We start from the raw sequence: 12158 nt of genomic DNA, 5'->3' as shown, positions 1-12158 counted from the left end.
CTACAGTCAATTAAAAATGTTATATTTTCTCAGGCTGATTGAAACAGCACGGCCGCTACTGTCAGATTTGTTCTGGGATCAATAATAATTCCTCTGGCATTTGCCGGAAAATCCTGTTGTTCATCAAAAACGATCTCATCCGCGGATTTTATACGCACGCGACCAATTGCATTCAAACCGATCTCCTGATCGAGCAATTTTTCCTGGCTGTGTACATCAAAAGTATACAGGATCTCAGGAATCTTAATCTTGCTGACCTTAGCGTGTGTCTGCAACAGATAAACCTGGCCAACATCAAGTGCGCGATTCTCAAACCATGAAATATTGGCTTCAATGGATTTCTCCGTTTTTGCCGGATATTTTGCGCTGACAATGTAATCGCCACGGGAAATATCGATGTCATCCGCTAAATGGACAATAACCGAAGCACCATCCGATGCTCCATTTAGGCTTTTTTCATCCAATTCGATCGCTTTTATGGTCGATCTGTAGCCGTTCGGCAATACCAGGACTTCTTCCCCTACCCGTAGCCCCTCTCCTAACACGCGTCCTGCATATCCTCTATAATCATGTAAATCAGCACTTTGCGGACGAACCACCCATTGAACCGGAAAACGCCAGCCTTGTTGTTCAACTTCCTCAAAATCAACTTCTTCCAGGTAATCCAACAGCGAAGCGCCATGATACCAAGGCATCCTTTCGGACTTCTGCACGATATTATCCCCCTTTAATGCCGATACAGGAATAAAATCGACATCAGGCAATTCCAACTTAGCGGCCAGTTTTAGGTAATCGTTCTTAATATTCTCGTAAACAGCCAGTTCGTAATCAACCATATCCATCTTATTGACACAGACCAATACCTTACGCAAGCCGAGGATCTTGGCGAGAAAGGAATGCCTTTTGGTCTGCTCGATCACCCCTTTGCGGGCATCGATCAGGATAATGATTAAATCGGAATTGGATGCGCCGGTGACCATGTTGCGTGTATATTGGATATGCCCGGGTGCATCGGCAATGATAAACTTCCGCCTATCCGTTTGGAAGTATTTGTAAGCTACATCGATGGTGATGCCCTGTTCACGTTCGGCTTTGAGGCCATCGGTCAGGATCGCCAAGTCAATCGTGCCATCGTCGTTCTTCCTGTTGGCCTGTTGGATGGCTTCCAATTGGTCGTCCAGTATGGAATTCGTATCGTAGAGCAGTCTGCCGATCAAGGTACTCTTGCCATCGTCCACAGAACCTGCGGTTATAAATTTCAGTATGTTCATGCTCGATTCTTTTAATAACGGTTTAAAAATAGCCCTGTTTCTTGCGGTCCTCCATGGCGGCCTCGGAGACTTTATCATCCATCCTGGCACCGCGCTCACTCACAGTCGACGCCCGGATCTCGGCAATGATCGTATCAATTTCCGTCGCCTCGGAATCTACCGCTGCCGTGCAGGTCATGTCACCTACTGTTCTGAAACGTACCGACTTATGTACTACCGTATCCTCCGCATCGATCTGCAATGCCGGATCGGCGGCCATCCATTGGCCATTGCGCAGCACCACATCCCGGTGGTGGCTGAAATATATCGAGGGCAGGGCGATCTGCTCCCGTTTGATGTAATTCCATACATCCAGCTCCGTCCAATTGGAAATGGGAAATACCCGTACATTCTCCCCTTTTTCGATGCGTCCATTGAAGATGTTCCACAGCTCTGGCCGCTGCCGCTTAGGATCCCATTGGCCAAAGTCATCTCGTACGGAGAAGATGCGCTCCTTGGCACGTGCTTTCTCCTCATCCCGGCGGGCACCACCGATGCAGGCATCGAATCCATGCTGCGAAATGGTATCCAAAAGGGTTACCGTCTGCAGCGCATTCCGGCTGGCATGTTTTCCGCGTTGCTCAACAACCTTACCGGCATCGATACTGTCCTGCACATAGCCTACGATAAGGCGTTCACCGGTCTGCTCGACCAACCAATCGCGAAAGGCAATCGTTTCGGGAAAGTTATGTCCCGTATCGATATGCACCAAGGGGAATGGAAATTTGCCCGGACGGAATGCTTTCTTCGCTAGGTGGACCAGCGTAATGGAGTCCTTCCCTCCGGAGAACAACAGCGCGGGACGCTCAAACTGCCCGGCCACTTCCCGCAAAATATATATGGCCTCTGCCTCTAAATGATCTAAATAATCCATTGTTCTACCTTTTATTTATGTGTAACATGTAAACCACACTCCTTCTTTGACTTATCTTCCCACCACCACCTTCCAGCCCGGAAATCTTCCCCGGCCTGTACCGCCCGTGTACAGGGCTGGCAACCGATACTGATATATCCTTTGTCATGCAGCGGATTATAGGGCACAAAATTCGTCCGCAGGTACTGCTCGACATCCGACAGCGACCAATCGAACAAGGGATGGATCTTGATGATCTGATTCACCTCATCCCATTCCACGAAATCCATCTGATCCCGATTCGGGGACTGCTCGGCACGGATCCCAGTGATCCAGACCTGGTAGCCCTGAATCGCGCGCTGCAGGGGTTCGATCTTGCGGACATGGCAACAAGCCTTTCGGTCGTCCACCGAATGGTAAAAACTGGATGGTCCCTTGCTGCTCAGCAGGTCCTCCAGCGCTTCCCGTTGGGGATAATATGCCCTGATCGGCAGCTTATACAGTTCCAGGGTTCTGTTCCAGACGTAGTAGGTCTCCGGAAAGAGCCTGCCGGTATCCAGGGTAAAGATCTCGATCTCCCCTTTTTCCTGAGCCAACAGGTGCGTGATGACCTGATCCTCAATTCCAAAGGAGGTGGAAAATACCGACTTACCGCCGAATTCCGATTGAATGTAAGCGATAATGGTCGCTGCATCCGCTCCTTTTAGCGCCTTCTTAATGTGCTCGATCATAACGTTGCTGTTTTAAAAGGTCCGCAGTATGTGCATTAAGCACTTTTATTTTATCCTGAAGGTCGCCACGCAGTTGATTCCTATAGTCCGACAGCAGGTCCAGGGTCTCATCGATCTCCTCGGGCAGCAGCTCCTGCAAAAATTCCTTGATGCGCTTGGCCATGGTCGGTGATTTGCCATTGGTGGAAATACCGATCTTCAGGTTTCCCTTCTGCACCACCGAACCGAGGTAGAAATCGCAGAGCGCTGGTTTATCTGCCACGTTCAATAAGATGTGACGTTCGATGCACAGGGCACGCACGAACAGGTTCAACTCCGGATTGTTCGTCGCCAGGATCACCAACGACTTCCCGATCAGGTCATCCGCCTGAAAGGATCGGATAGCCACGCGGACATTGGTCCTGTTTTGGATGTAGGCGTAAAACTCTGGGGATACCGTTTCGGCTATCACCTGGACATGTGCTGCGGGTGAGTTGGCCAATAGGGCTTGGATTTTTTCCAATCCCACCGGTCCTGCCCCCACCAATAGGGTCTCTACCTGGTCTAATTTGACATATATGGGAAAAAGGGTATTCATGCGTAAGCGAGCTGTTGTATTTCGTTTTTGATCTGTTCGAAAGCCTGGTGCTTGGCGACGACTTCGCCCAGCACAATAATCGCAGGCACGCCAATGGCGGATGCCGCTGCGCGATCCAGGATATCATCCACATGCCCCAGAACCAGCTGTTCGTTCGGTAAGGAGCCGTTCTGGATCAGGGCAATGGGCAATGCACCTTTTCCCTGTTCCTGATAAAGAGCGATGATCTGCTTCAATTTCGCGAAGCCCATCAATACCACCACTGTGGCGTTGCTGTTTGCGGCCGTCTTCAGGTCCTCCGACAGTACCCCTTCGCGGGTGGCACCCGTGATTACCCAGAAGGATTCGGAGATTCCACGGTAGGTCAACGGGATCTGCTGCAGGCCGGTGAGGCTCGTTGAGGACGACAAGCCCGGCACAACCGCGGTGGGAATGCCGTACTGCCGAACAAAGTCGATCTCCTCACCGCCACGGCCAAACACAAAGGGATCTCCGCCCTTCAGGCGCACCACATGCCCATGCGTCAGTGCATAATCCACCAGCAATTGGTTGATCTGATCCTGTGCTGTCGACAATTGCTCGGCTCGCTTTCCGACGTACACCTTCGTGCAGCCCGCTTTGGCCAAATCTAGGAGTTCCTCATTGACCAAGGCATCATATAACAGCACATCAGCTGCTTGAATGGCTTTTATTCCTTTCAACGTGATCAGTTCCGGATCGCCAGGACCGGCACCGACCAGGGTAACCAAGGGTTGTATCTTCTTCATGTTTCTCTTCATTATAGGTTTACGGTTCTCCACGCTTCCCGCCGTGCGGCGGCTTCCACATGGAAGGCTTTGGCCTGCCGCAGATACGCCCGGGCAAATTCCAATTCTGGGGCATAGCGGTTGATCTGCAGGACCCGATCGGCAAAGGTCGTTGGGAATTGGAAATCCCCTGTTGCCACATATTGCCCATCAAATTCCTGAATGACAGCTGTCTGCGTCGATGCATTGATGCCCTTATCCAACAGTAAGGCTTTCGCCGTCCAGACAAAGGAACTGTAGGCATGGTAGATGGCATCGGCATATTGGTCCCTTTCGAGTGCCAATTCGGCAAGTTGCACCTTTTCCTCGGCTTCCAGCAACAGGGTGGCCACCAGATCGATCACCACACCCGCACACTCACCTACACCGATGGCTGTCTCGAATCGTTCTTCGTGTCCCCAGTCGATGTGTTCATCCGCTGTGAGGTTGGTCAGGTCTGCCAGGGGTTTCAGCAACCGGTAAAAATGGTCCTTGCCCTGTTGTTCATAGTATGTTATAAAGTGTTGTTCATCCTGCTTATTCGCCTTGAAATCAGCTAATATAACATCCACCACCTGAAGTACTCTCTTCGTCGGCACCTTGATGACACGATCGGCCACCCGCCCCTGTCCGTTCCCAAGGGTGCCGCCGCCGATCATGACCTGTGCTGCGGGCACCACATGCCCATTCACTTTGAGGGAACTGCCATGGAAACCGATATGGGCCAACCCGTGCTGACCACAGGAATTCATGCATCCCGAAATCTTGATCTTCAACTCCCTTTCCTGGATGAAATCCCGATGGAACTCGTGGATATAGTTTTCCAGGACGCGTGCCATCTCCGTGGAATTGGAGATCCCCAGGTTACAGGTGTCGGTACCTGGGCAGGTCGTGATATCTGCGGTACTGTTGTACCCCGGCTTGGCGAAGCCCAACCGATGCAGGGTATTGTATACAGCCGGCAATGAACTTTCCCGTATATATTTGAAGAGCAAGTTCTGGTCTTGGGTGATACGGATATCATCCGCCACGTGTTCGCGGATCCCATCCACCAGCAGGCGGGCCTTTTCGGTCGAGATGTCGCCGGTCTGGATATTGGCGTATGCGCCATAGAAGCCTTTTTGTTTCTGCTCAAAAGTATTGGTGGATTTCCACAGTTCGAATGCCAAGGGATCTACCGGCAATTCCGCAAGGATTGCAGCATTCGGGAGTACCGGAGCTTCGATAGCATCCCGATCGATCGGCACTTTTTTATTTTTTACGGCGATTTGCTCTGCTTCAATCAACTGTAGAACCGTTTCCAGGCCGAGTTTCTGAACCAGGAACTTGAATCGTGCCTTATTTCTATTGTTGCGTTCGCCATGGCGGTCGAATACACGTAGGGTCGCTTCGATATAGGGAATAATGTCCTCTTCGGGCAAAAAATCATGAACCTCTTCGGCCAGGATGGGCTGTGCCCCCAACCCGCCACCGAGCATGACCTTGAATCCGCGCTGCTCCTCCCCATCCACCACACGCACCTTCGGGATAAAGCCAAAGTCGTGGATATAGGAAAATGCCGTATCCCGGTCGCTTGAGGAAAAGGAAATCTTGAATTTACGGCCCATTTCGGCACATATCGGATTGCGCAGGAAATAGGAAAAGGTTTTATGCGCGTATGGAGAGACATCGAACGGTTCCTCGGGGTCTATACCGGCGGCAGCGGATGCTGTGACATTACGCACCGTGTTGCCACAGGCTTCGCGCAGGGTCATGTCGTCCGCAGCCAACTTCGCCCATAGCTCCGGTGTCTTATCCAGGCTGACATAATGGATCTGTATATCCTGGCGCGTCGTGAGGTGGAGGTTGCGGCTTGCGTATTCATCCGAAATGGACGCAATCTTCAACAACTGCTGAAACGTGACTTTACCAAACGGCAACTTGATACGGACCATCTGTACGCCGGCCTGGCGCTGCCCATACACACCGCGCGCCAAACGCAGGGAGCGAAACTTCTCCTCGGCAACCTGGCCCGACTGGTACGAACGGATCTTCTGCTCCAGTTCAATGATCTCCTGTTCTACGATCGGATTCTCCAATTCTGTCCTAAAACTCTGCATATTCTCTTTTTATAATTTATTAAAAAGGTAATAACTACCCCTATCCATTAGGTTATTGTCAGTGATGACTTGACAAATGTATAAATAATTCATTTAATTACTATATAATATCTACCAATTTACTATATATTTGTGTCGTAATTGATTTTATACAATAAACCAACGGCATTTGAAAAGGCACAAACAATTGATTTACAGCATACTATCGCTCTTTGCAACAAATTCTTGCGCACCGAAAGTGGAACAAGGGTTTGATAAAGAGAAAGGATATATGGGTACAATTTCCATTTCCGGAGCCTTTGCACTCTATCCATTGGCGGTGTTATGGGCAGAAGATTTCAAGAAAATTCACCCGCATGTTCGCTTTAACATTTCCGCAGGTGGTGCCGGAAAAGGGATATCGGATGTGCTGACCAATATGGTGGATATCGGCCTGGTATCGCGGGACCTGCATGCCATCGAGATCGAACGCGGTGCGCTGCCCATCGTCGTGGCGAACGACGCCGTATTGGGCAGCCTGAACAGCGCCCATCCCAATATCGATCTCCTGCTCGCTCGGGGCATCTCCCAAGAAGAGCTCAAGGGAATTTTCCTGACCCGAACGATCAAGACCTGGAAACAATTGGATGCGCGATTTGTGGATGAGCAGATCGAGGTATATGTCCGATCGGATGCTGCAGGCGCTGCGGAGACTTGGGCGAAATACCTGGGTGCCAGCCAAGAGGACCTGCAGGGCATCGGTATATTTGGTGACCCGGGGTTGGCGCAGGCCATTAAGGACCACCCCCTGGCCATCGGCTTTAACAACATCAATTACATCTACGACCTGAAGAGCAAGAGGCCGAGCGAACACATTGTGCCCTTGCCCCTGGATATAAACGGCAATGGATCCATCGAACCTGCCGAATCCTGCTATACACACTTGGACAGTCTGACCCGAGCGGTGGCGACCGGGAAATACCCTGCTCCACCTGCTCGCGAACTGATGTTCGTCCTGAATAAACAGCATACATCCAAACTCCTGGAGGAATTTGTACGCTTTGTCATGACCGAAAAACAGCAGGCATACCTGCTGGAGAATGGATTTGTCCCGTTGGACAAGCAAAAGATTGAAGAAGAAAACAACAAAATACATGCCCGTGAATTATAGATTAGCAACAGATCGCGTGATCAAGCACCTTTCCGGCACCTTTCTGGCCGTCAGCTTGTTGGTCATCTTAGCCATCCTGGTTGGGTTGAGCATCAAATCCAGTCCTTTGCTTTCGGAGGTTTCCCTCTGGGAGGTGCTCACAACGAGTATTTGGGCGCCGATGAAAGGCCGCTTTGGCTTCCTGTCCTTCATTATGGGGACGGTATGGGTCACGGTGATTGCCTTATTCATTGCGGTTCCCCTATGCCTGGCAGCCTCGGTCTACCTCGTGGAATATGGCTCCAAGCGATTACGCGCACTGGTACTGCCCCTGGTTAATGTGCTGGCGGCGATTCCTCCGGTGCTGTACGGTGTCTGGGGAGTACTGTTCGTGGTGCCGATCATCAGCGATTATGTTGCCCCCATCTTCGGCGTCAGCAGCAGTGGCTACTCCGTTTTTTCCGGTGGTATCGTACTGGCGGTGATGATCTTCCCGATCATGGTCAGCATCATGGTGGAAGTCCTGAAGACCATTCCGGCAGAGCTGCGGTCCGTTTCCCTCTCGCTGGGCGCCACCCGCCTGGAAACCATCCAGCATGTGGTCCTGAAGAAAGCCCGTCCGGGGATTATGGCAGCCATCGTCCTGGCGGTGTCGCGAGCATTTGGCGAAACCATCGCCGTCTTGATGGTCTGTGGGAATATACCGCAGATCCCCAAATCTATTTTTGATGCGGGATACCCGCTGCCGGCACTCATTGCCAATAATTTCGGAGAAATGATGTCCATCCCGCTGTATGACTCCGCTTTGATGTTAGCTGCATTGCTGCTGTTCGTCATTATCCTGGGCTTTAACCTATTATCACGGGGCATATTACGTAAAATGGAGGTAGAAAAGATATGAGTAGCATCAAGAAACGACTGCGCAAAGAGAAAATTGCGAAGCTGCTGATGCAGTTCTCCGGAATCCTGATTACCGGATCGCTATTTTTCATTATCGGCACGATCCTGTACAAAGGCTTGCCGCACCTGACCTTGGATATGATCACCCAAACGCCAAAGGGCGGATTTTATATCGGTAAAGATGGGGGAATATTGAATGCCATCTTGGGCTCGCTCTATCTGGCAGGATTGTCCACCCTATTGGCGGTCCTGATCGGTATTCCCATCTGCATTTACCTGAACATGTACGTGAAGAAGGGTTCTACCTTGGCCAAAACAGCCAAACTGATTTTTGACGTGCTGTTCGGCATTCCATCGATAGTCTATGGTGCCATCGCCTTCAGCATCATGATCTGGCTGGGTGTGCGGGCGTCCCTGCTGGGGGGCGTAATCACCATCACCCTGCTGACGATCCCGATCGTGGTGCGTACGCTCGATGAGCTGCTGCAGACCATCCCCGCCGAGCTCAACCAGATCACCAAATCCCTGGGTGCCACACGCTGGGAATCGGCCAAGGTTATGCTCAGCTACATCAAACCCGGCCTGTTCACGGCCATATTATTGGCCTTCGGGCGCGCCATTGGCGATGTGGCCGGCGTCCTGTTGACCACAGGCTTCAGCGACAACATTCCCGTCTACCTGGATGAGCCGACGGCAACACTGCCATTGGCGATATTCTTCCAGCTCAGCAGTCCTATTCCAGAGGTGCAGGGCCGCGCCTATGCATCCGCACTGATCCTAACATTTATCATTTTATCAATCGTAATATGTACGCAATACCTAGCATCGAAACAGCGAAAAAACCGGGGATAATCCTTCAGGCAACCCCACATATACAGATACGGGACCTGCATGTCCATGTGGAGGGACAGCACATTCTCAAGGGTATCAACCTGGAGATCCCCAACAACTGCATCACCTCCATCATTGGCCCGTCAGGCTGTGGGAAGACCACGTTATTGAAGACCCTCAACCGGCTGATGGATGATTCGGCGGAGGTGCAGGTTTCAGGCTCTGTGCTGGTCAATGGCGAGGACCTGTATGGTGCCGATGCCGAGGTCACCCATATCCGTAAGAAAATGGGTCTCCTATCACAGAAACCCTTTCCGCTGCCCATGTCCATCTTCGATAACATTGCGTACGGACCGAAGATCCATGGCCTACGGGACAAGAAAGCCCTGCAGCAGATCGTTGAGCGGCAATTGCGAAACGTCGGCCTGTGGGATGAGGTTAAGGATAGGCTGCACAGCTCGGCTGGAAAACTGTCCATTGGCCAACAGCAGCGCCTGTGTCTGGCGCGAGGGCTGGCGGTGGAACCCGAGATCATCCTTGGCGATGAATCGACCTCCGCCCTGGATCCGATCTCCACACAGGTCATCGAAAACCTGCTCATCCAGCTCAAGCAGGAATATACCATTGTGCTGGTGACCCACATCCTGCGGCAGGCAAGACGCGTATCCGATTACATCCTATTCCTGTATCAAGGGGAAGTCGTGGAATTCGGACCGTCCGAGGAAATCCTCCTGAATCCACAACATGAACTGACCAAACAATATGTGAAAGGGTTTATTTCGTAGGGAAAGTTTATGGCGTTTTAATGCTATTACTTGATTGAAATTCAAAATGTACCACAGCAAATAGAAAAAAATAGGGCGATAAACGCCCTATTTGTATGTTTTGTATTCCATGCCTGCAAGGCATGTGCTTGATTTTTTTGTTTAGGATCGTGTTTCGCCTTCAGGACCTTCCTCAATGGTTTCCACGATTTCTTCGATGCCGTCCTCGTCGTGATCCTTTCGGAACGGTGCGGTTTCATCGAATTCCCCTTCCCACTTGGCGACCACAACAGTTGCCAAACAGTTACCGATGACATTCACGGATGTTCTGGCCATATCCATCAATTCGTCGATTCCCAAGATGGCGGCAATGACGAATACCGGCAGACCGAATTGATCGGCGGTAGCAATCAGGATGATCAGTGATGCACGCGGTACGGCAGCGACCCCCTTGGAGGTGATCATCAGGGTAAAGGCAATCAGGAGCTGCTGTCCGAAAGACAGGTGAATTCCAGCGGCCTGCGCCACGAAAATCGACGCCAAAGAAAGGTACAGCGATGTACCGTCCAGGTTGAAGCTATAGCCCGTCGGGATAACGAAAGATACGATCTTCCGCGGCACACCGAAGCGCTCCATCGCACTCATGGCCTTAGGCAAAGCCGCATCGGAACTTGTTGTCGCAAAAGCGATCGATACAGGTTCCTTAATGGCATTGATAAATTCCTTGATCGGGATCTTTAAGTAAAGTGCTACAGGCAGCAATACCCCAGCTAGGAAGAAAATCAAGGCCAGGTAAAGGGTTGCCAAGAGCATAAACAGGTTCTTGAGGATGTCGACCCCCAAGTGACCGACGGTATAGGCCATCGCTGCCCCCACACCGATCGGCGCAAAGAGCATCACCAGATTGGTGAACTTGAACATGGCCTCCGAGAGGGACTCCGTGAAGTCCACAAAGGGTTTTCGCTTTTTCTCATCCACCATCGCCAAGCCGATACCGAAGATGACGGCAAACACGACGATCTGCAGAACTTTATTTTCGTAGACTGATTTCACGATATTTTCCGGGAAAGTATCACGGAAAAAGGAGGTGAATTTGTACAGCCAATGTGCACTCTCATCGATATGCTCCAGCGCCAGTTTATCCGTATCGGATACCGCTGACGTCTGTGGCAATTCCTCGTGTGGCATGTGCTCAATATCGATGCCGACCCCTGCTTTTGTCAGGTTGATGGCCGCCAGACCGATAAATATCGCACACGTGGTTGCACAAAAGAAATACAGCATGGATTTCCAAGCCATACGACCGACCTGCTTAAGATCTGAATGGCCAGCAATACCGAACACCAACGTGGAGAATAGGATCGGACCGACGATGGTCTTCACCAATTTAATGAATCCTTGGCTGAGGGGCTGCAGCGCCTTGGCCACATCCGGAAAATCAAGACCCACAAAGATACCCAGCACCATACAGGTCAGGATCCACGTGGTCAGGCCCTTGCGAACAATGGCATTCCATATCAGAACCGCTGCGGTAATCCAACGGACAGCCATCATGACTGCGGGTGGAACGGCAACTAGATCGAACTCATAGAGCAAGGTAATAACGGAGGCTATCGCAATGGTTAGTAATAATACGTATCCCGTAGTTTTTTTAGACATGAAGATTTATTAGGGTTATTATATATTTCATTTCTTGTTTTTCGACCAACAAAAATAAAAAAATCGCCGTGGAAACCAAATTTATTACGGTCTTCAATTCGGTTTACCGAAAATAAAAAGGGGTTGGCGTAGACCAACCCCTTTTCGGGAAATATCGTATATCCGCTTATTCAGCGTGTAACCAAGCTTTCTTCGCCAATAGTTCGTCTTCTGATTCCACGACGTCCTCATCCTCCACACAACAGTCCACCGGACAAACGGCAGCACATTGCGGCTCGTCATGGAAACCGACACACTCCGTACATTTATCCGAAACAATATAATAGACCTCGTTGGAGATCGCATCCTGGGATTCGCTCGCATCAAGAGTAACGCCATCACCGAAATCAATAACACCTTCCAAGGCGGTACCATCTGAAAACTTCCAGCTTACACCTGCATCATAAATTGCATTGTTTGGGCATTCTGGTTCGCAAGCCCCACAATTTATACATTCATCAGTAATTTTAATTGCCATTTA

General features: G+C 50.7%; 12 protein-coding genes. 4 read left to right on the top strand and 8 right to left on the bottom strand.

The genetic code is table 11. The features are described from left to right. Positions 1-29 precede the first annotated feature (29 nt). From G6N79_RS12065 to G6N79_RS12040, 6 genes are read right to left on the bottom strand one after another with little or no spacing between them, the layout of a single operon-like run. Entirely contained in the window at positions 30-1271 is a 1242-nt protein-coding gene (locus G6N79_RS12065) for a sulfate adenylyltransferase subunit 1 (protein WP_200818790.1), read from the bottom strand. A gap of 22 nt (positions 1272-1293) precedes the next feature. Then, the gene (cysD, locus tag G6N79_RS12060; protein WP_103906303.1) at positions 1294-2184 is read right to left on the bottom strand and encodes a sulfate adenylyltransferase subunit CysD; all 891 of its coding nucleotides are present in this window, start codon (positions 2182-2184) and stop codon (positions 1294-1296) included. A gap of 11 nt (positions 2185-2195) precedes the next feature. After that, the gene (locus G6N79_RS12055; RefSeq protein ID WP_103906304.1) at positions 2196-2894 is read right to left on the bottom strand and encodes a phosphoadenylyl-sulfate reductase; all 699 of its coding nucleotides are present in this window, start codon (positions 2892-2894) and stop codon (positions 2196-2198) included. After that, entirely contained in the window at positions 2878-3471 is a 594-nt protein-coding gene (locus tag G6N79_RS12050; protein ID WP_103906305.1) for a precorrin-2 dehydrogenase/sirohydrochlorin ferrochelatase family protein, read from the bottom strand. The genes G6N79_RS12055 and G6N79_RS12050 overlap by 17 nt, the downstream gene beginning before the upstream one ends. Beyond that, complete coding sequence (gene cobA, locus G6N79_RS12045) at positions 3468-4238, bottom strand: uroporphyrinogen-III C-methyltransferase (RefSeq protein WP_103906306.1); 771 nt, start codon at positions 4236-4238, stop codon at positions 3468-3470. Before cobA ends, G6N79_RS12050 begins: the two co-directional genes overlap by 4 nt. A gap of 11 nt (positions 4239-4249) precedes the next feature. Then, positions 4250-6355 carry a HEPN domain-containing protein gene (locus tag G6N79_RS12040; RefSeq protein ID WP_103906307.1) on the bottom strand — a complete coding sequence of 702 codons (2106 nt, stop codon included), beginning with the start codon at positions 6353-6355 and terminating at the stop codon, positions 4250-4252. Positions 6356-6524: 169 nt separating this feature from the next. Here G6N79_RS12040 and G6N79_RS12035 point away from each other — a divergent pair, with 169 nt between their 5' ends. From G6N79_RS12035 to G6N79_RS12020, 4 genes are read left to right on the top strand one after another with little or no spacing between them, the layout of a single operon-like run. Next, entirely contained in the window at positions 6525-7505 is a 981-nt protein-coding gene (locus G6N79_RS12035) for a PstS family phosphate ABC transporter substrate-binding protein (RefSeq protein ID WP_103906308.1), read from the top strand. Further along, a complete protein-coding gene (gene pstC, locus G6N79_RS12030; protein ID WP_103906309.1) occupies positions 7489-8385 on the top strand; it encodes a phosphate ABC transporter permease subunit PstC in 897 nt (298 codons plus the stop codon). The genes G6N79_RS12035 and pstC overlap by 17 nt, the downstream gene beginning before the upstream one ends. Then, on the top strand, positions 8382-9236 hold the full coding sequence (locus G6N79_RS12025) for a PstA family ABC transporter permease (protein ID WP_103906310.1): 855 nt from the start codon (positions 8382-8384) through the stop codon (positions 9234-9236). The genes pstC and G6N79_RS12025 overlap by 4 nt, the downstream gene beginning before the upstream one ends. Next, positions 9191-10000, top strand: a complete 810-nt coding sequence (locus tag G6N79_RS12020) for a phosphate ABC transporter ATP-binding protein (RefSeq protein WP_103906311.1) — start codon at positions 9191-9193, stop codon at positions 9998-10000. Before G6N79_RS12025 ends, G6N79_RS12020 begins: the two co-directional genes overlap by 46 nt. Before the next feature lie 141 nt (positions 10001-10141). Here the strand turns inward: G6N79_RS12020 and G6N79_RS12015 are convergent, their stop codons facing one another. Next, a complete protein-coding gene (locus G6N79_RS12015) occupies positions 10142-11638 on the bottom strand; it encodes a dicarboxylate/amino acid:cation symporter (protein WP_103906312.1) in 1497 nt (498 codons plus the stop codon). 166 nt (positions 11639-11804) lie between these two features. Beyond that, a complete protein-coding gene (locus G6N79_RS12010; RefSeq protein ID WP_103906313.1) occupies positions 11805-12155 on the bottom strand; it encodes a 4Fe-4S dicluster domain-containing protein in 351 nt (116 codons plus the stop codon). Positions 12156-12158 lie beyond the last annotated feature (3 nt).

The organism is Sphingobacterium lactis, assembly GCF_011046555.1.
Lineage (GTDB): Bacteria > Bacteroidota > Bacteroidia > Sphingobacteriales > Sphingobacteriaceae > Sphingobacterium > Sphingobacterium lactis.
Note: the sequence above shows the minus strand (reverse complement) of the source record. Positions and strands in the feature narration are given on the sequence as shown.

Excerpts from the sequence above, each read along its gene's own strand:
- G6N79_RS12015 (WP_103906312.1), bottom strand. The coding sequence starts at position 11,638 with ATGTCTAAAAAAACTACGGGATACGTATTATTACTAACCATTGCGATA.
- G6N79_RS12020 (WP_103906311.1), top strand. The coding sequence starts at position 9,191 with ATGTACGCAATACCTAGCATCGAAACAGCGAAAAAACCGGGGATAATC.
- G6N79_RS12010 (WP_103906313.1), bottom strand. The coding sequence starts at position 12,155 with ATGGCAATTAAAATTACTGATGAATGTATAAATTGTGGGGCTTGCGAA.
- cobA (WP_103906306.1), bottom strand. The coding sequence starts at position 4,238 with ATGAAGAAGATACAACCCTTGGTTACCCTGGTCGGTGCCGGTCCTGGC.
- G6N79_RS12050 (WP_103906305.1), bottom strand. The coding sequence starts at position 3,471 with ATGAATACCCTTTTTCCCATATATGTCAAATTAGACCAGGTAGAGACC.
- G6N79_RS12040 (WP_103906307.1), bottom strand. The coding sequence starts at position 6,355 with ATGCAGAGTTTTAGGACAGAATTGGAGAATCCGATCGTAGAACAGGAG.
- G6N79_RS12055 (WP_103906304.1), bottom strand. The coding sequence starts at position 2,894 with ATGATCGAGCACATTAAGAAGGCGCTAAAAGGAGCGGATGCAGCGACC.
- pstC (WP_103906309.1), top strand. The coding sequence starts at position 7,489 with ATGCCCGTGAATTATAGATTAGCAACAGATCGCGTGATCAAGCACCTT.
- cysD (WP_103906303.1), bottom strand. The coding sequence starts at position 2,184 with ATGGATTATTTAGATCATTTAGAGGCAGAGGCCATATATATTTTGCGG.
- G6N79_RS12025 (WP_103906310.1), top strand. The coding sequence starts at position 8,382 with ATGAGTAGCATCAAGAAACGACTGCGCAAAGAGAAAATTGCGAAGCTG.
- G6N79_RS12065 (WP_200818790.1), bottom strand. The coding sequence starts at position 1,271 with ATGAACATACTGAAATTTATAACCGCAGGTTCTGTGGACGATGGCAAG.